Source organism: Burkholderia sp. MSHR3999, assembly GCF_000833595.1.
Classification (GTDB): Bacteria; Pseudomonadota; Gammaproteobacteria; order Burkholderiales; family Burkholderiaceae; genus Burkholderia; species Burkholderia ubonensis.
This window is the reverse complement of the sequence record NZ_JRFO01000006.1, coordinates 342,365-364,240: the sequence shown is the minus strand read 5'-3', so window position 1 is coordinate 364,240 and position 21,876 is coordinate 342,365. Positions and strand designations below refer to the sequence as shown.

Genomic DNA, 21,876 nt, shown 5'->3' with positions numbered 1-21,876 from the left:
ACCCGGTCGCCCTCCCGCCGGTTACCGCCGGCGATCTTCAGTCCCAATTCTCACGTAGCAACGCATCGACCATGTCCACTTCGCCCAAGATCATCTACACCCTCACCGACGAAGCGCCCGCGCTCGCGACCTACTCGCTGCTGCCGATCGTCAAGGCCTTCACGCGCTCGTCCGGCGTCGCCGTCGAGACGCGCGACATCTCGCTCGCCGGCCGCATCATCGCCGCATTCGCGGACGTCCTGCCGCCCGGGCAGAAGGGTTCGGACGATCTGGCCGAACTGGGCCAGCTCACGCTTAAGCCGGAAGCGAACATCATCAAGCTGCCGAACATCAGCGCGTCGGTGCCGCAGCTGAAGGCCGCGATCGCCGAGCTGCAGGCACAGGGCTACGCGCTGCCGGCCTATCCGGAAGAGCCGTCGACCGATGAAGAGAAGGCCGTCAAGGCCCGTTACGACAAGATCAAGGGCAGCGCGGTGAACCCGGTGCTGCGCGAAGGCAACTCCGACCGCCGCGCGCCGCTGTCGGTCAAGAACTACGCCCGCAAGCATCCGCACAAGATGGGCGCGTGGCAGGCCGACTCGAAGGCGCACGTCGCGCACATGAGCGAAGGCGACTTCTACGGCAGCGAGAAGTCGGCGCTGATCGCCGACGCCGGCAGCGTGAAGATCGAACTGACGAAGGCCGACGGCACGAAGCAGGTCCTGAAGGAAAAGACGGCCGTCAAGGCCGGCGAGATCATCGACGCGTCGGTGATGAGCAAGAAGGCACTGCGCAGCTTCCTCGAAGCGCAGATCGCCGACGCGAAGGCGCAGGGCGTGCTGTTCTCGGTGCACCTGAAGGCGACCATGATGAAGGTCTCGGACCCGATCCTGTTCGGCCACGCCGTGTCGGTGTACTACCAGGATGCGCTCGCGAAGCACGCCGACGTGCTCGCGCGGGCCGGCTTCAACCCGAACAACGGCATCGGCGACCTGTACGCGCGCCTGAGGGACATGCCGGCCGACACGCGTGAAGCGATCGAGGCCGACATCAAGGCCGTGTACGCGGCGCGTCCGCGCCTCGCGATGGTCAACTCCGACAAGGGCATCACGAACCTGCACGTGCCGAGCGACGTGATCGTCGACGCGTCGATGCCGGCGATGATCCGCGAGTCGGGCCGCATGTGGGGCCCGGACGGCGAGCTGTACGACGCGAAGGCCGTGATTCCGGACCGCTGCTACGCGGGCGTCTACCAGGCCGTCATCGAAGACTGCAAGCGGCACGGCGCGTTCGACCCGGTCACGATGGGCAGCGTGCCGAACGTCGGCCTGATGGCGCAGGCGGCCGAAGAATACGGTTCGCACGACAAGACGTTCCAGATTCCGGCGGACGGCGTCGTGCGCGTCACCGACGAAGCGGGCAACGTGCTGCTCGAGCACGCGGTCGAAGCGGGCGACGTGTGGCGCATGTGCCAGGCCAAGGATGCGCCGATCCAGGACTGGGTGAAGCTCGCGGTGAACCGCGCCCGCGCGACCGGCGCGCCGGCCGTGTTCTGGCTCGATCCGGCGCGCGCGCACGACGCGCAGGTCATCGCGAAGGTCGAGCGCTACCTGAAGGATCACGACACGAACGGCCTCGACATCCGCATCATGACGCCGGTCGACGCGACCCGCTTCTCGCTCGAGCGCATCCGCGCGGGCAAGGACACGATCTCGGTGACGGGCAACGTGCTGCGCGACTACCTGACCGACCTGTTCCCGATCATGGAACTCGGCACCAGCGCGAAGATGCTGTCGATCGTCCCGCTGATGGCAGGTGGCGGCATGTTCGAAACGGGTGCGGGCGGCTCCGCGCCGAAGCACGTCCAGCAGTTCGTCGAAGAGGGCTTCCTGCGCTGGGATTCGCTCGGCGAATTCCTCGCGCTCGCGGCGTCGCTCGAGCACCTCGGCCAGGCTTACGGCAACCCGAAGGCGCTCGTGCTCGCGAAGACGCTCGACCAGGCGACCGGCAAGTTCCTCGACGAGAACAAGTCTCCGGCGCGCAAGGTCGGCGGCCTCGACAACCGCGGCAGCCACTTCTACCTGTGCCTGTACTGGGCGCAGGCGCTTGCCGCGCAAACCGACGACGCGGCGCTGCAGGCGCAGTTCGCCGGCGTCGCGAAAGCGCTCGCCGACAACGAGGCGCGCATCCTCGAGGAGCTGGGCGCGGCGCAGGGCAAGCCGGTGAGCATCGGCGGCTACTATCGCCCGAACGTCGACCTGACGAGCCAGGCGATGCGTCCGAGCGCGACGCTGAACGGCATCGTCGACGCGGTCGCTTGACGACGCGCGCGGCCTGGCATCGAGGCCGGCCGGAAAGAGAAACGCCCCGCACGCGCGGGGCGTTTTTCGTTGCAGGACTATTACTTACACGTGGACGATTTCCCATTCCGCGATTTCGTGCGGAACTTCGAGTGTCGCCGTATCCAGATCGGGCAGTTGCGGGCAGTCGCCGCGGGAGATGTGGTCTGCGGCTTGCTCGGGGCACGAGAACGCGCCGAGCAATGCATTGCCGAACGTCGCTTCCCAGCCGCCGTTGCCCGGCAGGATGTAGAACGACCCGAGCGCTGAGCCAAAGCGAAATCCCTTCATTTCCGTTCTCCCTTTCTGATCACATGCGATTCGTTTGCGCCGCCTGCCGGTGTCCAGCAGATGCTGGCTCGACTGGCGGTTGCGTCGGGCTTGTCGATCGTGCGTGCCGAACGTCGTTGCGTAACGCCAGTGCATGTGAGGAAGTCTACGTCCGGGGGCCGCTCGGATGGTGCGTGTAGAAGCACTGATCAAAACAAAAATTCATGTTAAAAAACAATGAATTACATATTTTGTTTTGTATTGCGGAACGGTTTTCGGCATCGCGAAACAGGATATTTGTGCTCTGCACCACGAATTTTTATAAGGCAATGGCGTGTTCCGCATCGTGAAATTTTGGTCAACCTGGACGAGCGAAGCGCGTGACGGACGCGGCATGGCCGCGGAGTGAGCGTCGCGCACGCAATCACGAGGAGGTGGAGCGATGGGAGAGGCACGCGGTCACTTGACAGGGCGGGTACCCGGTTATGATGACGCGGGCAGCCCGGACAGCCGCCACTTCCCGAACCATACCGTCGAGAACGAGGAACGATTGATGATACGGAGAACCTTCCTGTCGCGCGCCGTCGGCGTCGCCGTCGCGTCGCTGGTCGCGCGCAGCGCGTGGGCGCAGCACGCGGGTCACGCCGGCATGGCCGACATGGAGATGGGCGACATGCCCGGGATGCCGGGCACGGCGTCGCACGGGCAGCACGGCAAGCATGCGCCGGCGGCGCGACCGGCCCCGCTCGCCGCCGCCGATGCGTTGCCGGCCGGCGCGCCGCTGGCGTCGCTGCGCACGCTCGCGAACGAGAGCCGCGAGCCCGGGACGTTTCGCGCGACGCTCGTCGCGCAGCCGGTCACGCGCCCGATGCTGCGCGGCGCGCGACCGACGACGTTCTGGCAATTCGGCGACGGCGCCCAGGGGCCGGTCGTTGGCCCGCTGATCGACGTGCGCGAAGGCGAGACGGTCGAGATTCGTTTCGTGAACCGGTTGCCGCAGCCGTCGACGATACACTGGCACGGGCTGCCGGTGCCGCCCGACCAGGACGGCAATCCGTCCGCGCCGGTCGCGCCGGGCGCGTCGCACGTCTATCGCTTCACGCTGCCGAAGGGGAGCGCGGGCACGTACTGGTATCACCCGCATCCGCACATGATGACGGCCGAGCAGGTGTTTCGCGGGCTGGCGGGGCCGTTCGTCGTGCGCGCGGCGGACGATCCGCTCGCCGGCTGGCCGGAACGCAACCTGTTCGTGTCCGATCTGAAGCTCGCTCGCGACGGCACGATCGCGTCGAACGACATGATGGACTGGATGAACGGCCGTGAAGGCCAGTTCGTGCTGGTCAACGGCGCGCGGCGGCCGCGCATCGAGGTCGCGGGCGACGAGCGCTGGCGCGTGTGGAACGCGTGCAGCGCGCGCTATCTGCGGCTCGCGTTCGACGACGGCCGCGCGTTCGAGCAGGCGGGCACCGACGGCGGGCTGCTGGAGACGCCGCGCCGCGTCACGTCGCTACTGCTCACGCCGGGCGAGCGCGCGGAGTTGCTGGTGCGTGCCGGCGACCGCGCGTCGCGCGCGGTGCTGGTCGCGGCCGAATACGACCGGCGCAAGATGGCGATGTCGGACGACGGGCACGGCAGCCTGCCGCCGGATCCGGCGCTGCCGCTCGCCGACGTCGCATTCGCGCCGGCCGCCGCGCGATCGCTGCCCGCGACGCTGCGCGCGGTGCCCGAACTCGGGAAGCCGGTCGCGGACAAGACGGTGGCGTTCGGCGAGGAAATGGACATGGACGCGATGATGGCTGGGCCCGCGCACGGCCGTCCGTCCGGCATGCGCTTCACGATCAACGGTGATGTGTACGCACCGCACCGGGCGACGCTGACGAGCCGTGCGGGCGACGTCGAACGCTGGACGATCCGCAACGAAACCGACATGGATCACCCGTTCCATCTGCACGGAACGCAGTTCCAGGTGATCGAGCGCGCGTCGGGTGGCGCCCGCACGCCGGAGCCGTTCCGAGCATGGCGCGATACGGTGAACGTGCGCAGCGGCGAAACCGTGACGTTGCTCACGACGCAGGACTTGCGCGGCGAGCGCATGTTCCATTGCCACATCCTCGAGCACGAGGATCTCGGCATGATGGGGACGCTGAAGGTCGTATGACGCGCCGTCGACGACGGTCGACGATTCCGCCCTGCCCGCTGGCGCGGGGCGGGCGTTGTCCGCTCAGGCGTGGAGCATGGCGTTCGGTTGACGTCGTCATGACACGCGCCGCCGTTGTTTCACAAAATGGCGCACCGTGTGCGATCTGCACGCACGGCAAGATAATCAACTGCGACTCATCGCAATTAGACGAAAAGCTCGGCCAATCAAAAAGACACCTGCCGACTGCAAAAAAAGAAACCCGGCGTTTCGCCGGGTTTCCTCGTCCGAAATCCGTTGCCCTCAGGCAGCCTGGATATTCGAAGCCTGCTTGCCTTTCGGTCCTTGGACGACCTCGAAGCTCACCTTCTGGCCTTCCTTCAGGGTCTTGAAACCCTGCATGTTGATGGCCGAGAAGTGTGCGAACAGATCCTCACCGCCCTCGTCGGGAGTGATGAAACCGAAGCCCTTCGCGTCATTGAACCATTTGACAATACCAGTTGCCATACCTACTTCCCCTGTCACACAGTCGCTACCTACCACGAGCACGCTCGAAAAGCTAAACGACCGGAAAATACAGCCGTTCCCCCCTCACAGCTCACCTCGGCCTTTCTCGTTTGCCGTTCAGACAAATTGAAAAAAGTGCCAGCTTGATTGTTGGCGCTCTTTATTGGAGTGTCAAGAAAATTTTTAGACGTATAGGGGGCCGTTGTAAAGAACCCATTTTCAGGGTTTTTCCGGCTTTGCCCGTCGGCATCGTCGCAAGCGCGCGGACTTGAAAAGTCGCATAATCGGCTCACATACCAGGCTCGAGTGACACGCGTTCGAGCTTCCCTTGCTTGTGGGATACTGGATGCGGACGCGACGTCGCGGTGCGAATCCCCGTGACGGTGCGTGTCCCGCGCCACCTGTGAAAGCCGGCACCGCAGCCGGCTTTCGCATGGCGCGAGCGCAAGCGCGTGATTCCGGGCTTCCGGGGAGGGCGCCGGCCGGTCGGTCGGGTAATGGCAGGATTGCGGGCCTGTCCGAGTTGTTTAGAATGGGTGTATGGCGATTATCCCGGACAAGCAGGACAGCACCGTCCTGGAACGCAAGCAGCAGAAGCTGAAGCCGCCTTCGATGTACAAGGTGGTGCTGCTCAACGACGACTTCACGCCGATGGAGTTCGTCGTGATGGTCGTGCAGGAGTATTTCAAGAAGGATCGCGAGACGGCCACGCAGATCATGCTGAAGGTCCATCGCGAAGGGCGAGGGGTTTGTGGGGTCTATACGCGGGACATCGCGTCGACCAAGGTTGAGCAAGTCGTTACCCATGCGCGGCAGGCAGGGCATCCGCTGCAGTGCGTGATGGAGGAAGCATGATTGCCCAGGAATTGGAAGTCAGCCTGCACATGGCGTTCATGGAAGCACGTCAGGCGCGCCATGAGTTCATAACGGTCGAGCATCTGCTGCTGGCCCTGCTGGATAATCCGACGGCGGCCGAGGTGTTGCGCGCGTGTGCGGCGAACATCGAGGACCTGCGTCAGAACCTGCGCAATTTCATCCACGACAATACGCCCACGGTCCCGGGCACCGACGACGTCGATACGCAACCGACGCTCGGTTTCCAGCGCGTGATCCAGCGCGCGATCATGCATGTCCAGTCGACTTCCAACGGCAAGAAGGAAGTCACCGGCGCGAACGTGCTCGTCGCGATCTTCGGCGAGAAGGACTCCCACGCGGTGTACTACCTGCAGCAGCAGGGCGTCACCCGCCTCGACGTCGTCAACTTCATCTCGCACGGCATCGCGAAGACGAACAGCGGCGAGGCCGCGAAGGCGAGCGACGCGAATGCGGAGAGCGAGGACGCGAACGCGCAGAAGGAAACCCCGCTCGCGCAGTTCACGCAGAACCTGAACCAGATGGCGAAGGACGGCCGCATCGATCCGCTGATCGGGCGCGAGTCCGAAGTCGAGCGCGTCGTGCAGGTGCTGTGCCGCCGCCGCAAGAACAATCCGCTGCTCGTCGGCGAGGCCGGCGTCGGCAAGACCGCGATCGCGGAAGGGCTCGCGTACCGCATCACGCGCGGCGAAGTGCCGGACATCCTCGCGAACGCGCAGGTCTACTCGCTCGACATGGGCGCGCTGCTCGCGGGCACCAAGTATCGCGGCGATTTCGAGCAGCGCCTGAAGACGGTGCTGAAGGAACTGAAGGAGCGTCCGCACGCGATCCTGTTCATCGACGAGATCCATACGCTGATCGGCGCGGGCGCCGCGTCGGGCGGCACGCTCGATGCGTCGAACCTGCTGAAGCCCGCGCTGTCGTCGGGCACGCTCAAGTGCATTGGAGCCACGACGTTCACCGAATATCGCGGCATCTTCGAGAAGGATGCGGCGCTGTCGCGGCGCTTCCAGAAGGTCGACGTTACCGAGCCGACCGTCGAGCAGACGGTCGCGATCCTGCGCGGGCTGAAGTCGCGCTTCGAGGAGCACCACGGCGTCAAGTATTCGTCGGGCGCGCTGTCGGCGGCGGCCGAGCTGTCGGCGCGCTTCATCACCGACCGTCACCTGCCCGACAAGGCGATCGACGTGATCGACGAGGCGGGCGCCGCGCAGCGCATCCTGCCGAAGTCGAAGCAGAAGAAGACGATCGGCAAGAGCGAGATCGAGGAAATCATCGCGAAGATCGCGCGCGTGCCGGCGCAGAGCGTGTCGCAGGACGACCGCAGCAAGCTGCAGACGCTCGACCGCGACCTGAAGAGCGTCGTGTTCGGCCAGGACCCGGCGATCGACGCGCTCGCGGCATCGATCAAGATGGCGCGCGCGGGCCTCGGCAAGATGGACAAGCCGATCGGCGCATTCCTGTTCTCCGGCCCGACGGGCGTCGGCAAGACCGAGGTGGCGCGCCAGCTCGCGTTCACGCTCGGCATCGAGCTGATCCGCTTCGACATGTCGGAATACATGGAGCGCCACGCGGTGAGCCGCCTGATCGGCGCGCCGCCGGGCTACGTCGGGTTCGACCAGGGCGGCCTCCTGACCGAAGCCGTCACGAAGAAGCCGCACTGCGTGCTGCTGCTCGACGAGATCGAGAAGGCGCATCCGGACATCTTCAACGTGCTGCTGCAGGTGATGGACCACGGCACGCTGACGGACAACAACGGTCGCAAGGCGGATTTCCGCAACGTCATCATCATCATGACGACGAACGCGGGCGCCGAGTCGATGCAGAAGGCGACGATCGGCTTCACGACGCGCCGCGAAACCGGCGACGAGATGGCCGACATCAAGCGTCTGTTCACGCCGGAGTTCCGCAACCGTCTCGACGCGATCATCAGCTTCCGCTCGCTCGATGAGGAAATCATCATGCGCGTGGTCGACAAGTTCCTGATCCAGCTCGAGGAGCAGCTGCACGAGAAGAAGGTCGACGCGCTGTTCACCGACGCGCTGCGCAAGCATCTCGCGAAGCACGGCTTCGACCCGCTGATGGGCGCGCGGCCGATGCAGCGGCTGATCCAGGACACGATCCGTCGCGCGCTCGCCGACGAGCTGCTGTTCGGCAAGCTGGTGAACGGCGGTCACGTGACGGTCGACGTCGACGAAAGCGACAAGGTGCAGTTGTCGTTCGACAAGCTGGCGAATCCGCCGCACAAGCCGAACGAGGAAGCGGTCGAAGTCGAATAAGCCACGGTTCGTTAGTTTCAGCCAACGGCGCGGGAAGTCTTCCGCGCCGTTTCGTTTTGTCTGGCGCCGGCGGCGCCAGCGCGGGTGCAGGGGAGTGAGAGAAGTGTCGCAACAACAACGGACGTTCGACAGCATCGTCGAACGCGAACAAGGGCTGCGCCACGCATTGTCGTCGGGGCAGATGGCGATGATCGCGATCGGCGGCGCGATCGGCACCGGGCTGTTTCTCGGCAGCGGCTTCGCGATCGGGCTCGCCGGCCCGAGCGTGATGGTTTCGTATGCGATAGGCGCGCTGATCGCACTGCTGCTGATGGGCGCGCTCGCGGAAATGACCGTCGCGCATCCGACCGCCGGTTCGTTCGGCGCGTATGCGGAGCATTACGTCGGCCCGCTCGCGGGCTTTCTCGTGCGCTACGCGTACTGGTTCGCGGTCGTGTTCGCGATCGGCACCGAGATCAGCGCGATCGCGGTGTTCATGAAGTACTGGTTCCCGACGGTGCCCGGGTGGTACTGGGTGGTCGGCTTCTCGATGCTGCTGATCGCCGTGAACATGGCGAGCGTCACGCTGTACGGGGCAGTCGAGTACGCGTTCTCGCTGCTGAAGATCGCGGCGATCGTCGTGTTCGTCGTGCTCGGCGCGTATCTGGTCTGGTCCGCGCCGGCCGCGTCCGGCATCGGCTTCGCGAACTACACCGCGCACGGCGGCTTCCTGCCGAAGGGGCCGTGGGGCACCTGGGTCGCGGTGATCGTCGCGATCTTCAGCTACATGAGCATCGAAGCCGTCGCGATCGCGGCGGGCGAGGCGTGCGACCCGGAGCATGCGGTCACGCGCGCGTTCCGCTCGACCGTGTTCCGGCTCGTGCTGTTCTATCTGCTGACGCTCGCGCTGATGCTCGCGATCGTGCCGTGGACGCAGGCCGGCACCGACGAAAGCCCGTTCGTGAAGGTGATGGCCGCGACGCGCGTGCCGTATGCGGCCGGCGTGATCAATTTCGTCGTGCTGGTCGCCGCGCTGTCGGCGATGAACAGCCAGCTCTACGTGACGACGCGGATGATGTTCAGCCTGTCGCGCGCCCGCCTCGCGCCGGCGGTGTTCGGCCGGCTCGGCGCGAACGGCGTGCCGCGCGCGGCGCTGTGGGTGTCGACGAGCGGCGTCGCGGTCGCGGCCGTGCTGGTCGCGCTGTCGCCGGACACCGCGTTCACCGTGATGATGGCGATCGCGATGTTCGGCGCGCTGTTCACGTGGCTGATGATCTTCGTTACGCATCTGCGCTTTCGCCGGCATTATCGCGGCCCGGCGCTCGCGTTCCGGATGTGGTGGCATCCGTTCGGCAGCCTGCTCGGCGCGGGCCTGCTCGCCGCGATCCTCCTGACGACCGCGTTCACGCACGAGTTCCGGATGACGATGGTGGTCGGCATCGCGTTCGTCGTGCTGCTGACGCTCGCTTACGCGCTGCATTACCGGCACCGGCACGCACGCTGAGCGCTCCGGCAACCGCGCACGGCCCGTGCCCGGGATGCACGGATGCTAAGGCTGCGTTAAGCGTGCACCGATTACATTCGACCCATCCGCACGGAGGCGGCTTGCGCCGCCTCGCGTTTCCCGCATGAGGTTCGAATGAAAAAACTGCCCGAAATCACCCTCGCATTCTGGATCATGAAGATCTGCGCGACCACGCTCGGCGAAACCGGCGGCGACCTGCTGTCGATGACGCTGAACGTCGGCTACGCGGTGAGCTCGATCCTGCTGTTCGGTTTCTTCCTCGTCACGCTCGGCGCGCAGCTGAAGACGACGCGCTATCGTCCGGCGATCTACTGGGCGGTGATCGTCGCGACCAGCACCGCCGGCACGACGATGTCCGATTTCATGGACCGCACGCTCGGCCTCGGCTATGCGGCCGGCTCGTCGATTCTCGTCGCGATCCTGCTGGCGATCTTCGCGGTGTGGCGCCTGACGGGCGAGTCGCTGTCGGTCGACACGATCCGCACGCGCAAGGTCGAGTTGCTGTACTGGGTGGCGATCCTGTTCTCGAACACGCTCGGCACCGCGCTCGGCGATTTTCTCGCGGACAGCTCGGGCCTCGGCTTTGCCGGCGGCGCGCTGCTGATCGGCGGCCTGCTCGCGGCGATCGTGCTGGCGCACTATTTCACGCGGATCTCCGGCGTCTTCCTGTTCTGGGCGGCGTTCGTGCTGACGCGCCCGTTCGGCGCGACGGTCGGCGACCTGCTGACGAAGCCGGTCGCGAAGGGCGGGCTCGCGCTCGGTACGGTCGGCTCGTCGGCGGTGCTGCTGGGCGTGCTGGTGGCGATGGTCGCATACGCGACGTTCGCGGCGGCGCGTCGGCCGGCGCCGGGCATGGCGCGAATCGGCCGGCCGGCGCAAGAGTAAGCGGGGAAGGGAGCGGGGCGGCGCAGGCGCCGCCCCGGTTGCCGATCAGTGACGGCCGGTGCTGCCGAAGCCGCCCGCGCCGCGATCGCTCGCGGCGAAATCGCTGACGATGTTGAACTGCGCCTGTACGACCGGCACGATCACGAGCTGCGCGAGGCGTTCGAACGGGTTCAGCACGAATTCGGTCTGGCCGCGGTTCCACGTCGAGATCATCAGCTCGCCCTGGTAGTCGGAGTCGATCAGGCCGACCAGGTTGCCGAGCACGATGCCGTGCTTGTGGCCGAGGCCCGAGCGCGGCAGGATCAGCGCCGCGTAGCCGGGGTCGGCGAGATGGATCGCGAGGCCGGTCGGCACGAGCGCGGTCTCGCCCGGCTTCAGCGTCAGCGGCGCGTCGAGGCACGCGCGCAGGTCGAGGCCGGCGCTGCCGGTCGTCGCATAGGCGGGCAGGTAGTCGCGCATGCGCGCGTCGAGGATCTTCAGGTCGAGTTTCATTCGGTCGTCGATTCGGGGAAGAGACGCGGCGGCGGCCGTTGCGCCGCCGCGCGCGGGTCGGATGAGGTGGTCAGATCAGTCGGTTGTCGGGCAGGCGCTTCGCGATTTCGTCGACGAGCACGTGCGCGAGTTCGTCCTTCGGCGCGCGCGGCAGGCGCGTGATGCCGGCCGCATCGAACAGCGCGACTTCGTTGTCGTCGCGGCCGAACGTCTGCGGGCCGAGATTGCCGACGAGCAGCGGCACGTTCTTGCGCTTGCGCTTCTCGTCGCCGTGCACGTCGAGGTCGCCGCTTTCCGCCGCGAAGCCGACGCAGAACGGCGGATCGGGGAGCGCCGCGACCGACGCGAGGATGTCCGGGTTCTCGACGAACGTCAGCGCGGGCATCTTGCGGTCGGCGGTCTTCTTCATCTTGTGTTCGGCCGGGTGCGCCACGCGCCAGTCGGCCACCGCGGCCACCGCGATGAAGATGTCGGCGTCGGGCACCGCGTTCATCACCGCGTCGTACATCTGCTGCGCGGTCTGCACGTCTTCCCGGTACACGCCCCACGGCGTTGCCAGCGCGACGGGGCCGGCGACCAGATGCACTTCCGCGCCGGCCTGCTGCGCCGCGCGCGCGAGCGCGAAGCCCATCTTGCCGCTCGAGCGGTTGGTGAGCCCGCGCACCGGGTCGAGCGGTTCGAAGGTCGGGCCGGCCGTGATCAGCACGCGCCGGTGCGCGAGCCGCTTCGGCTGGAAATGCGCGACGATCGCCTCGTAGATCGCCTCCGGCTCGAGCATGCGGCCGTCGCCGACCTCGCCGCACGCCTGCGCGCCGGAATCGGGACCGAGCACCGACACGCCGTCCGCGCGCAGCTGCGCGACGTTGCGCTGGGTGGCCGGGTTCTGCCACATCTGGCGGTTCATCGCGGGCACGACGAGCAGCGGACAATCGCGCGCGACGCACAGCGTCGACAGCAGGTCGTCCGCGAACCCGTGCGCGAGCTTCGCGAGGAAGTCGGTCGACGCGGGCGCGATGACGATCGCGTCGGCGTCGCGCGACAGGTCGATGTGCGCCATGTTGTTGTCGACGCGCGGGTCCCACTGGCTCGTGTAGACGGGCCGGCCGGACAGCGCCTGCATCGTGACGGGCGTGATGAACTGGGTCGCGGCTTCCGTCATCGCGACCTGCACGGTCGCGCCCGCCTTGGTGAGCAGGCGAGTCAGCTCGGCGATCTTGTAGCAGGCGATGCCGCCCGTCAGGCCGAGGACGAGGTGTTTTCCTGCGAGTTCTGCGTGTGCCAACTCGGGCCTCCGAAGGGGTCGATCAAGACGGCCGGCGCGAGGCCGGCCGTCGACGCAGAGTATGCGCGCTTAGCGTGCGCCGCGCACGCGACGCAGCTCGTCGTAGATCAGCAGCACCGCGCCGACCGTGATCGCGGAATCGGCGAGGTTGAACGCCGGGAAATGCCAGGCGCCGACGTGGAAGTCGAGGAAGTCGATCACGTGACCATAGACGAGCCGGTCGATCACGTTGCCGAGCGCGCCGCCGAGGATCAGCGCGAGCGACAGGCTGAACAGGCGCTGGTGGCCGTGGCGCTTCAGCAGGTAGCAGATCACGAGCGTCGCGCCGATGCCGAGCACGGTGAACGCCCAGCGCTGCCAGCCGCCTGCCGCCGCGAGAAAGCCGAACGCGGCGCCGCGGTTGTAGACGAGCACGAGGTTGAAGAACGACGTCAGCGCATGCTGCGCGCCGTATGCGAAGGTCTTCAGGATCGCGATCTTCGTCAGCTGGTCGAACAGGATGACGATCAGCGAAATGCCGAGCCACGGCGCGAGCGCGCCACTTGCCGATTTCGACAGGGTTTTCGCCATTTATGCTGCGCTCCGGATTTCGCCGTTTTCAAACAGGTTCGAGAAGCAGCGGCCGCACAGCGTCGGGTGATCGGCGTGCGCGCCGACGTCCTCGCGGTAGTGCCAGCAGCGCTCGCACTTCTGGTACGTCGACGCGGCCACGTCGACGCTCTCGTGCGCTTCGTCGTCGACCTTGACGACCGTCGCGGCCGACGTGATCAGCACGAACTTCAGGTCGTCGGCGAGGCTCGTCAGCGCGTCGTAGCGCTCGCCGCTCGCGTGCACCGTGACTTCCGCCTGCAGCGACGAGCCGATGCGGTTCGCGGTGCGCGCTTCCTCGAGCGCCTTCGTGACGTTGCCGCGCACGTCGCGCAGCAGCGTCCACTTCGCGATCAGCGCGTCGGCGTTGCCGACTTCCGGATACGCGTAGTACGTTTCCGTGAAGATCGTGTCGCTGGCCGGCTGGAATACCTTCCACGCTTCCTCGGCGGTGAACGACAGGAACGGCGCGAGCACGCGCAGCAGGCCCTGCGTCAGGTGATAGAGCGCCGTCTGCGCGGAGCGGCGTGCGGTCGAATCGGCCGCGCTCGTGTACAGGCGATCCTTCAGCACGTCGAGGTAGAAGCCGCCGAGGTCTTCCGAGCAGTACGTCTGCAGCTTCGCGACGACCGGGTGGAACTCGTATTTCTCGTAGTGCGCGAGCAGCTCCGCCTGCAGCTGTGCGGAGAACGCGACCGCGTAGCGGTCGATCTCGAGCCACTCGCCGACCGGCAGCGCATGCTGCGCGTAGTCGAAATCGGACAGGTTCGCGAGCAGGAAGCGCAGCGTGTTGCGGATGCGGCGATAGCCTTCCGTCACGCGCTTCAGGATTTCCTCGGAGATCGCGAGCTCGCCCGAATAGTCGGTCGACGCGATCCACAGCCGGATGATCTCCGCGCCGAGGCGGTTCGCGACTTCATGCGGATCGATGCCGTTGCCGAGCGACTTGCTCATCTTGCGGCCTTCGCCGTCGACGGTGAAGCCGTGCGTGAGCAGGCCCTTGTACGGCGCGCGGCCGTCGAGCATCGACGCGGTCAAGAGCGACGAGTGGAACCAGCCGCGGTGCTGGTCCGAGCCTTCGAGGTACAGGTCGGCCGGGAACTGCAGCGCGTCCTTGTGCGAGCCGCGCAGCACGTGCCAGTGCGTCGTGCCCGAGTCGAACCACACGTCGAGCGTGTCGCGGTTCTTCTCGTACATGTTCGCGTCGTCGCCGATCAGCTCGCGCGGGTCGAGCGACTGCCACGCCTCGATGCCCGACTGCTCGACGCGCTTCGCGACTTCCTCCAGCAATTCGAGCGTGCGCGGATGCAGCTCGCCGGTTTCCTTGTGCACGAAGAACGCCATCGGCACGCCCCACTGGCGCTGGCGCGACAGCGTCCAGTCCGGGCGGTTCTCGATCATGCTGTGCAGGCGCTGCTTGCCCCACGACGGGTAGAACGCGGTCGCGTCCACGCCCGCGAGCGCGGTTTCGCGCAGCGTCGCGCCGCCGTCGTGCGGCGTCACGTCCATGCCGGCGAACCACTGCGACGTCGCGCGGTAGATGATCGGCGTCTTGTGGCGCCAGCAGTGCATGTAGCTGTGCGTGTACTTCTCGTTGCGCAGCAGCGTGCCGGCGGCGTTCAGCGCGTCGACGATCTTCGGGTTCGCGTCCCAGATCGACAGGCCGCCGAACAGCGGCAGCGATTCGATGTAGCGGCCGTCGCCCATCACCGGGTTGATGATGTCCGAATCGGTCATCCCGTGCGCCTTGCAGGACACGAAGTCCTCGACGCCGTAAGCGGGCGACGAGTGCACGACGCCGGTGCCGGTGTCGGTCGTCACGTAGTCGCCGAGATAGACGGGCGACGTGCGCTTGTAGCCGGGGTGGGCCGCGGCGAGCGGGTGGTTGAAGCGCAGGTTGACGAGCTTCTCGCCGGGCGTCGTCGCGACGACGCGGCCGGTCAGCTTGAACTCTTCCATGCACGCGGCGACGCGCTCTTCCGCGATGATCAGCAGGCCGCGCTCGGTGTCGACGAGCGCGTAGACGATCTCCGGATGCAGGTTCAGCGCCTGGTTCGCCGGGATCGTCCACGGCGTGGTGGTCCAGATCACGATGCCGCCGTCGGGGCGCGGCAGCGCGTCCAGGCCGAACGCCTGCGCGGTCTTTTCCGGTTCCGCGAACGTGAACATCACGTCGATCGTCGGGTCGGTGCGGTCCTTGTACTCGACTTCCGCCTCGGCGAGCGCCGAGCCGCAGTCGAAGCACCAGTTCACCGGCTTCAGGCCGCGATACACGTAGCCCTTCTCGATGATCTTGCCGAGCGCGCGGATCTCTTCCGCCTCGTTGACGAAATTCATCGTCTTGTACGGGTTGCCCCAGTCGCCGAGCACGCCGAGCCGCTTGAAGCCGCCCTTCTGCTTCTCGATCTGCTCGGTCGCGTACGCGCGCGCCTTGGTCATCACTTCGGCCGCCGGCAGCGACTTGCCGAACTGCTTCTCGATCTGGATCTCGATCGGCATCCCGTGGCAATCCCAGCCCGGCACGTACGGCGCATCGAAGCCCGCCATGTTGCGCGACTTGACGACGATGTCCTTCAGGATCTTGTTCACCGCGTGGCCGAGGTGGATGTCGCCGTTCGCGTACGGCGGGCCGTCGTGCAGGATGAACTTCGGCCGGCCCTGGCTGGCTGCGCGGATCTTCTCGTAGATGCCGCGTTCTTCCCATTCCTTGACCCACTGCGGCTCGCGCTTGGGCAGGTCGCCGCGCATCGGGAACGGCGTGTCGAGCAGGTTGACCGGATACTTCGCCTGCGGTTTCGAATCGGCTTTCTTGTTGCTCATGATGAGATCGCTATCAAATCGGGGGACGCTCGAGCGTCGTGAATCGGGTGAGCGCGCGCGTCGCGCGGCGCCGGGATGCGGCGCACGGCGCCGCCAGCCGGGGTCAGCTAATTCGGTCGGTGGCCGACGTCGAGAAGCCGGTCGTGCGGCTGCCGGGCGCGTGGTCGCGCGCCGCGAAGTACGCGCGGGCGTTCGCGACGTCCTGCGCGATCGCGCGCGACAGCGCTTCGAGATCGTCGAACTTCGCCTCGTCGCGCAGCTTCTGCAGGAATTCGACGCGCACGAGCTTGCCGTAGGCGTCGCCGTGCCAGTCGAGCAGGTGGACTTCGAGCAGCACGCGGCCCGAATCGACGACGGTCGGGCGCAAACCCAGGCTCGCGACGCCGGGCAGCGGGGTGTCGGCGAGGCCGTGGACCTGGACGACGAAGATGCCCATCAGCGCCGGCCGCTTGTGCGCGATCGGCAGGTTCAGCGTCGGGAAGCCGAGGTCGCGGCCGAGCTTCAGGCCGTGCGTGACGTGGCCGCTGATCGCGTAGCCGTGGCCGAGCGCCTGCGCGGCCGCGGCGAGATTGCCCGCCGCGAGCGCGGCGCGCACGCCCGAGCTGGAGATGCGCGCGCCGTCGCTGCCGGCGACCGTGCCCATCTGCTCGACCTCGAAGCCGTACTGCTCGCCGGCCGCCTTCAGCGTGTCGAACGTGCCCGCGCGCTTCGCGCCGTAGCAGAAATCGTCGCCGACCATCATCCAGCGCGTGTGCAGCCCGCCCACGAGCGTGTGCTCGACGAACGCCTGCGGCGACTGGCTGGCGAACGTATGGTTGAAGTGCTCGACGACGACCCGGTCGACGCCGTGCTCGCGCAGCGCCTCCAGCTTGTCGCGCAGCATCGCGATGCGCGGCGGCGCGCCGGCCGGATTGAAGAATTCGCGCGGATGCGGCTCGAAGGTCATCACGCAGACGGGCAGGCCGCGCGCGTCCGCTGCCGCGCGCACGCGCGCGAGCAGGGCCTGGTGGCCGCGATGGACACCGTCGAAGTTGCCGATCGTCAGCGCGCACGGGGCGCGGCTTTCGGCGTTGGGCAGGCCGCGGAAGACTTTCACGATAGCGGGTGCAGCGTCGGGGAATGAGCGGATCGAGGCCGCAAAGCAGAAGATTATAAACGCTCGGGCGGGCCGGCGGCTCAGGAGGCGGGAAACGCGAGGCCGAATGGTAAAATTCGCGGATGAAAAAACTCGTCATCTTGATTTCCGGTCGCGGCAGCAACATGGAAGCCATCGTCCGCGCGTGCGCGCAGGAGCGTTGGCCCGCCGAGATTGCCGCCGTGATCGCCAACCGGCCCGACGCGGCCGGCCTTGCCTTCGCGGCGTCGCACGGGATCGCGACCGCCGTGGTCGACCACCGGTCGTTCGACGGCCGCGACAGCTTCGATGCGGCGCTGGCCGACGAAATCGACCGCTTTGCGCCGGATCTCGTGATCCTCGCCGGCTTCATGCGCATCCTGACGCCGGCATTCGTCAGACGATACGAGGGCCGGATGCTGAACATCCACCCGTCGCTGCTGCCGAGCTTCAAGGGCATCCACACGCACCAGGCGGCGCTCGACGCGGGCTGCGCGCTGCACGGCGCGACCGTGCACTTCGTCATTCCCGAACTCGACAGCGGCGCGATCGTCGCGCAGGGCGCGGTGCCGGTGCGCGCCGGCGACGACGCGGCGGCGCTCGCGCAGCGCGTGCTCGCGGTCGAGCACGTGCTGTATCCGCGCGCGGTGCGCTGGTTCGTCGACGGGCGCCTGCGCCTCGAGAACGGCCGTGCAGTGGTCGCGCCGGAGGAGGCGCGCTGGATTTTCGCGGATCAACCGCAACCCATGACGAGCGAGGGCGTATGAAGCTGCACGGATTCCTGATCGGCCAGACCGAGACTTTGCTGGCCGAGGTGCTGAAGTTCGCCGGCCCCGCCGACGCGACGACGAGCCGGTTCTTCCGGGCCCATCCGAAGCTCGGGCACGCGGAGCGCGGCGTGATCGCCGAGGCCGTGTTCGCGGTGCTGCGCCGGAAGATGGAGTATGCGCACCTCGCCGAGAGCGGCACCGGCAGCCCGGCGCGGCGGCTCACGCTGCTCGGCCTGATGCAGACGGCCGGCCGCAACGCGCTGAAGCCGTTCGTGTCCGACGCCGAGGCCGCGTGGCTCGAGCATGTGTCGAAGATCGATCCGGCGAGCCTGCCGGTGCGCGTGCGCGCGAACCTTCCGGACTGGATCCAGCAGGCGCTGTCGTCGCGCTTCGACGCCGAGGAACTCGCGCAGCTCGCCGCCGCGATGAACTACCCGGCGCCGCTCGACCTGCGCGCGAACGCGCAGAAGGCGACGCGCGACCAGGTGATCGACGCGCTGCGCGCGAACGGCATCGACGCCGGCGCGACGCCGTTCGCGCCGTTCGGCGTGCGGGTCGCCGGCAAGCCGGCGCTCACCAAGCTCAAGGTGTTCGAGGAAGGCATGATCGAGGTGCAGGACGAGGGCAGCCAGCTGCTGTGCTCGCTCGTCGCGCCGCGCCGCGGCGAGATGGTCGTCGACTTCTGCGCGGGCGCGGGCGGCAAGACGCTCGCGCTCGGCGCGATGATGCGCTCGACCGGCCGCCTGTATGCGTTCGACGTGTCCGAGAAGCGGCTCGCGAAGCTGAAGCCGCGCCTTGCGCGCAGCGGGCTGTCGAACGTGAACCCGGTGCTGATCGACAGCGAGCACGACGCGAAGATCAAGCGGCTCGCCGGCAAGATCGACCGCGTGCTGGTCGATGCGCCGTGCAGCGGCCTCGGCACGCTGCGCCGCAACCCGGACCTGAAATGGCGCCAGTCGCGCGCGTCGATCGACGAGCTCACGCCGAAGCAGGCGTCGATCCTGGCGAGCGCGGCGCGTCTCGTGAAGAAGGGCGGGCGGCTCGTCTACGCGACCTGCAGCGTGCTCGACGCGGAGAACGAGGCGATCGTCGCGCAGTTCCTCGCCGATCATCCGGAGTTCGTGCTGGTGCCGGCGCAGAAGGTGCTGGCCGACCAGCGCATCGCGCTCGATACCGGCGACTACCTGTCGCTGTGGCCGCACCGCCATGCGACCGACGGCTTCTTCGCCGCCGTGCTCGAGCGGCGCGGGCAGGCCGCGCAGGCGTAACGGCGGGCCGCACGGATGATGCAGAACCTGCAGAGCCGCCTGCTGTCGCGCCGCCTCGCGTCGGTGATCCGGGACTTCAACCAGCCGGTGATGCTCTGGCAGGCGGCGATCCTGGTCGGCGCGCTGTGCTTCGCGTGGCTCGCCGCGCGCTTCGTGCACGGCCGCATCGACGCGCGCCGCCGCTCGGCCGGGCGCGGGCCCGGCGCCGGCGCGCAGAGCCTGAAGCGCGCGCTGTTCCCGCTGTTCGGCGGCGTGTTCGTGTGGATCGCGCAGCTCGCGTTCGACCCGTTCATGTCGACGGCGCTGCTGTCGCTCGCGCTCGTGCCGCTCATCGGCATCGGGCTCATCTACGTGCTGTTCTTCTTCGCGCGGCGCGTGTTCGCGCGCGACGGCAGCGCCCATGCGTGGCTGTCGATCGTCGAGAAGATCGTGTCGACCGTCGTGTGGGCCGCGATGGTGCTGACCGTGCTCGGCATCCAGCGCGACGTGATCGCGTGGCTCGACAGCGTGCAGTTCCGCGTCGCGAATGCGCACCTCACGCTGCTGTCGCTGATCTCCGGCGCGCTGTGGATCTGCGTGACGCTGCTGGTCGCGATGTGGCTCGGCTCGGTGCTCGAGGATCGCCTGACGCGCGCGAGCACGCTCGACGCGAACCTGAAGGTCGTGCTGTCGCGGGTCGGGCGCGCGCTGCTCGTGTTCGCGGCGGTGCTGATCGGGCTGTCGCTCGTCGGCATCGACGTCACCGTGCTCGGCGTGTTCGGCGGCGCGGTCGGCGTCGGGCTCGGCTTCGGCCTGCAGAAGATCGCGAGCAACTACGTGTCGGGCTTCATCATCCTGCTCGACCGGTCGCTGCGGCTCGGCGACGCGATCAGCGTGGGCGGCCTGCAGGGCATCGTCACGCAGATCCGCACGCGCTACACGGTCGTGCGCGGCCTCGACGGCAACGAGACGCTGATCCCGAACGAGAAGCTGATCACCGACGTCGTGCAGAACCAGTCGTCGTACCTGACGCGCGGCTACGCGAAGGTCGCGGTGCAGGTCGCGTACACGAGCGACGTCGAGCACGCGCTGACGCTGCTCGCCGAAGCCGCGAAGGGCGTGCCGCGCGTGCTCGACGAGCCGGCGCCGACGCCGTATCTGGTGAGCTTCGGCGCGGACGGCATCGATCTCGAGCTCGGCTTCTGGATCGAGGATTCCGCGAAAGGCACGTCGGGCGTGCGCTCGACGGTGAACCGCAACATCTGGCGGCTCTTCAGCGAGCACGGGATCTCGATCCCGTTCCCGCAGCGCGAGGTGCGCGTCGTCGGCCTGCCGGACGGCTTCGCGGCGACGCGCGCCGAGGACGGCGACGGCACGGCCGCCCGCGCGGTCGTGTAAGCCGGCCAGACGCGGAGCGCCGGGCCGGCGGAGTCCGCCGCTGGACTGCCGGCGTTGCGTCAAGGCAAGAAATATTCATTTTTTACAAAGACTTGGAACGGTTGAAGTAAAATTCTGGTCTATTCAGCGGTATGCTTTCATTTTTCTGACGCCGGCGCGTGCCGGCGTCGTTCACTCCACAGGTAACTGCCTTGTTGAATTCCCTGCTCGACTTTCTTTCTCACGGGCTTCTGCGCTTCTCGTGGTGGCAGATCGTGCTGTTCGCGCTCGCGGTCACGCATGTGACGATCATCGGGGTGACGGTCTACCTGCACCGCTGCCAGGCGCACCGCGCGCTGGAGCTGCATCCGATCGCCAGCCATTTCTTCCGCCTCTGGCTGTGGATGACGACCGGCATGCTGACCGGCCAGTGGGCCGCGATTCATCGCAAGCACCATGCGAAGTGCGAGACCGAGGAAGATCCGCACAGCCCGCAGACCCGCGGCATCTGGAAGGTGTTCCTCGAAGGCGCCGAGCTGTACCGTGCGGAAGCGAAGAACGAAGAGACGATGCGCAAGTTCGGCCACGGCACGCCGAACGACTGGATCGAGCGCAATATCTACTCGAAGTACCCGATTCTCGGCGTCAGCCTGATGATGGTGATCGACGTCGCGCTGTTCGGCGTGGTCGGCCTGACCGTGTGGGCCGTGCAGATGGTCTGGATCCCGTTCTGGGCGGCGGGCGTCGTCAACGGTTTCGGCCACTACTGGGGCTACCGCAACTTCAACTCGGCCGATGCGAGCACGAACCTGTTCCCGTGGGGCATCGTGATCGGCGGCGAGGAACTGCACAACAACCATCACACGTTCGCGACGTCCGCGAAGCTGTCGAACAAGTGGTACGAGTTCGACATCGGCTGGATGTACATCCGCATCATGTCCGCGTTCGGTCTCGCGAAGGTGAAGAAGGTCGCGCCGACGCCGCGCCTGAACAAGCCGAAGACGGTGCTCGACCAGGAAACGCTGCAGGCCGTGCTGTCGAACCGCTACGAGGTGATGGCGCGCTACGGCAAGGCCGTCAAGCGGGCGTACCGGCAGGAGCTCGTGCGCCTGAAGGAGCTCGGCTCGGGCGAGAAGTACCAACTGATGCGCGGCGCGCGCAAGTGGTTCCACAAGGACGCGGACGGCCTCGACGAGCCGCAGAAGAAGCTGCTGCCGGAAATCTTCGCGAACAGCCAGAAGCTGCAGACGTACTTCCAGCTGCGCCAGGATCTCGCCGCGATCTGGGATCGTTCGACCGCGTCGCGCGAACAGCTGCTGGCCCAATTGCAGGATTGGTGCCATCGCGCCGAACAAAGCGGCATCAAGGCGTTGCAGGAATTTGCGATGCGCCTGCGCCGCTACGCCTGATTCG

Annotated in this window: 17 protein-coding genes; 10 read left to right on the top strand and 7 right to left on the bottom strand. The window is 67.1% G+C overall.

Translation table 11 applies throughout. The annotated features are described in order from the left end of the window. Positions 1 to 71: 71 nt before the first annotated feature. Positions 72 to 2,300 carry an NADP-dependent isocitrate dehydrogenase gene (locus KY49_RS18910; protein ID WP_042586127.1) on the top strand — a complete coding sequence of 743 codons (2,229 nt, stop codon included), beginning with the start codon at positions 72 to 74 and terminating at the stop codon, positions 2,298 to 2,300. 84 nt (positions 2,301 to 2,384) lie between these two features. Here the strand turns inward: KY49_RS18910 and KY49_RS18905 are convergent, their stop codons facing one another. Further along, positions 2,385 to 2,609 carry a hypothetical protein gene (locus tag KY49_RS18905; RefSeq protein WP_042586126.1) on the bottom strand — a complete coding sequence of 75 codons (225 nt, stop codon included), beginning with the start codon at positions 2,607 to 2,609 and terminating at the stop codon, positions 2,385 to 2,387. A 532-nt stretch (positions 2,610 to 3,141) separates the two neighbouring features. Between KY49_RS18905 and KY49_RS18900 the strand changes: the two genes are divergently transcribed. After that, a complete protein-coding gene (locus tag KY49_RS18900) occupies positions 3,142 to 4,746 on the top strand; it encodes a multicopper oxidase family protein (RefSeq protein WP_042586125.1) in 1,605 nt (534 codons plus the stop codon). A 282-nt stretch (positions 4,747 to 5,028) separates the two neighbouring features. Here KY49_RS18900 and KY49_RS18895 read toward each other — a convergent pair whose 3' ends face one another. Beyond that, complete coding sequence (locus KY49_RS18895) at positions 5,029 to 5,232, bottom strand: cold-shock protein (protein WP_004196460.1); 204 nt, start codon at positions 5,230 to 5,232, stop codon at positions 5,029 to 5,031. Between the two features lie 540 nt (positions 5,233 to 5,772). Here KY49_RS18895 and clpS point away from each other — a divergent pair. From clpS to KY49_RS18875, 4 genes are all read left to right on the top strand, one after another. Next, positions 5,773 to 6,087, top strand: a complete 315-nt coding sequence (clpS, locus tag KY49_RS18890; RefSeq protein WP_006398529.1) for an ATP-dependent Clp protease adapter ClpS — start codon at positions 5,773 to 5,775, stop codon at positions 6,085 to 6,087. Continuing rightward, positions 6,084 to 8,384, top strand: a complete 2,301-nt coding sequence (gene clpA / locus KY49_RS18885; protein ID WP_010090927.1) for an ATP-dependent Clp protease ATP-binding subunit ClpA — start codon at positions 6,084 to 6,086, stop codon at positions 8,382 to 8,384. Before clpS ends, clpA begins: the two co-directional genes overlap by 4 nt. Positions 8,385 to 8,487: 103 nt before the next feature. Continuing rightward, on the top strand, positions 8,488 to 9,867 hold the full coding sequence (locus tag KY49_RS18880) for an amino acid permease (protein WP_042586862.1): 1,380 nt from the start codon (positions 8,488 to 8,490) through the stop codon (positions 9,865 to 9,867). A 135-nt stretch (positions 9,868 to 10,002) separates the two neighbouring features. Continuing rightward, positions 10,003 to 10,773, top strand: a complete 771-nt coding sequence (locus KY49_RS18875) for a COG4705 family protein (protein ID WP_042586124.1) — start codon at positions 10,003 to 10,005, stop codon at positions 10,771 to 10,773. 45 nt (positions 10,774 to 10,818) lie between these two features. Here the strand turns inward: KY49_RS18875 and dut are convergent, their stop codons facing one another. The 5 genes from dut to KY49_RS18850 all read right to left on the bottom strand — a co-directional run bounded on the left by dut (position 10,819) and on the right by KY49_RS18850 (position 17,051). After that, the gene (gene dut, locus KY49_RS18870; protein WP_042586123.1) at positions 10,819 to 11,265 is read right to left on the bottom strand and encodes a dUTP diphosphatase; all 447 of its coding nucleotides are present in this window, start codon (positions 11,263 to 11,265) and stop codon (positions 10,819 to 10,821) included. 70 nt (positions 11,266 to 11,335) lie between these two features. After that, a complete protein-coding gene (coaBC, locus tag KY49_RS18865) occupies positions 11,336 to 12,547 on the bottom strand; it encodes a bifunctional phosphopantothenoylcysteine decarboxylase/phosphopantothenate--cysteine ligase CoaBC (RefSeq protein WP_042586122.1) in 1,212 nt (403 codons plus the stop codon). 69 nt (positions 12,548 to 12,616) lie between these two features. Continuing rightward, complete coding sequence (lspA, locus tag KY49_RS18860) at positions 12,617 to 13,117, bottom strand: signal peptidase II (RefSeq protein ID WP_042586121.1); 501 nt, start codon at positions 13,115 to 13,117, stop codon at positions 12,617 to 12,619. Then, complete coding sequence (gene ileS, locus KY49_RS18855; protein WP_042586120.1) at positions 13,118 to 15,955, bottom strand: isoleucine--tRNA ligase; 2,838 nt, start codon at positions 15,953 to 15,955, stop codon at positions 13,118 to 13,120. Positions 15,956 to 16,058: 103 nt separating this feature from the next. Next, positions 16,059 to 17,051 (bottom strand): bifunctional riboflavin kinase/FAD synthetase, encoded by a 993-nt coding sequence (locus KY49_RS18850; protein ID WP_042586119.1) that lies wholly within the window; start codon positions 17,049 to 17,051, stop codon positions 16,059 to 16,061. A gap of 122 nt (positions 17,052 to 17,173) precedes the next feature. Here KY49_RS18850 and purN point away from each other — a divergent pair, with 122 nt between their 5' ends. From purN to KY49_RS18830, 4 genes are all read left to right on the top strand, one after another. Further along, positions 17,174 to 17,836, top strand: a complete 663-nt coding sequence (gene purN, locus KY49_RS18845) for a phosphoribosylglycinamide formyltransferase (protein WP_042586118.1) — start codon at positions 17,174 to 17,176, stop codon at positions 17,834 to 17,836. Next, the gene (locus KY49_RS18840) at positions 17,833 to 19,107 is read left to right on the top strand and encodes an RsmB/NOP family class I SAM-dependent RNA methyltransferase (RefSeq protein WP_010090936.1); all 1,275 of its coding nucleotides are present in this window, start codon (positions 17,833 to 17,835) and stop codon (positions 19,105 to 19,107) included. The genes purN and KY49_RS18840 overlap by 4 nt, the downstream gene beginning before the upstream one ends. A gap of 18 nt (positions 19,108 to 19,125) precedes the next feature. Continuing rightward, a complete protein-coding gene (locus tag KY49_RS18835; protein ID WP_042586861.1) occupies positions 19,126 to 20,484 on the top strand; it encodes a mechanosensitive ion channel family protein in 1,359 nt (452 codons plus the stop codon). A gap of 191 nt (positions 20,485 to 20,675) precedes the next feature. Beyond that, a complete protein-coding gene (locus KY49_RS18830; RefSeq protein ID WP_010090939.1) occupies positions 20,676 to 21,872 on the top strand; it encodes a DesA family fatty acid desaturase in 1,197 nt (398 codons plus the stop codon). Positions 21,873 to 21,876 lie beyond the last annotated feature (4 nt).

What these genes read in the sequence shown, in the direction of transcription:
- KY49_RS18905 (WP_042586126.1), bottom strand. Translation starts at nt 2,609, where the DNA reads ATGAAGGGATTTCGCTTTGGCTCAGCGCTCGGGTCGTTCTACATCCTG.
- KY49_RS18910 (WP_042586127.1), top strand. Translation starts at nt 72, where the DNA reads ATGTCCACTTCGCCCAAGATCATCTACACCCTCACCGACGAAGCGCCC.
- KY49_RS18840 (WP_010090936.1), top strand. Translation starts at nt 17,833, where the DNA reads ATGAAGCTGCACGGATTCCTGATCGGCCAGACCGAGACTTTGCTGGCC.
- clpA (WP_010090927.1), top strand. Translation starts at nt 6,084, where the DNA reads ATGATTGCCCAGGAATTGGAAGTCAGCCTGCACATGGCGTTCATGGAA.
- lspA (WP_042586121.1), bottom strand. Translation starts at nt 13,117, where the DNA reads ATGGCGAAAACCCTGTCGAAATCGGCAAGTGGCGCGCTCGCGCCGTGG.
- clpS (WP_006398529.1), top strand. Translation starts at nt 5,773, where the DNA reads ATGGCGATTATCCCGGACAAGCAGGACAGCACCGTCCTGGAACGCAAG.
- purN (WP_042586118.1), top strand. Translation starts at nt 17,174, where the DNA reads ATGAAAAAACTCGTCATCTTGATTTCCGGTCGCGGCAGCAACATGGAA.
- ileS (WP_042586120.1), bottom strand. Translation starts at nt 15,955, where the DNA reads ATGAGCAACAAGAAAGCCGATTCGAAACCGCAGGCGAAGTATCCGGTC.
- KY49_RS18895 (WP_004196460.1), bottom strand. Translation starts at nt 5,232, where the DNA reads ATGGCAACTGGTATTGTCAAATGGTTCAATGACGCGAAGGGCTTCGGT.
- KY49_RS18875 (WP_042586124.1), top strand. Translation starts at nt 10,003, where the DNA reads ATGAAAAAACTGCCCGAAATCACCCTCGCATTCTGGATCATGAAGATC.
- KY49_RS18900 (WP_042586125.1), top strand. Translation starts at nt 3,142, where the DNA reads ATGATACGGAGAACCTTCCTGTCGCGCGCCGTCGGCGTCGCCGTCGCG.
- KY49_RS18835 (WP_042586861.1), top strand. Translation starts at nt 19,126, where the DNA reads ATGCAGAACCTGCAGAGCCGCCTGCTGTCGCGCCGCCTCGCGTCGGTG.
- dut (WP_042586123.1), bottom strand. Translation starts at nt 11,265, where the DNA reads ATGAAACTCGACCTGAAGATCCTCGACGCGCGCATGCGCGACTACCTG.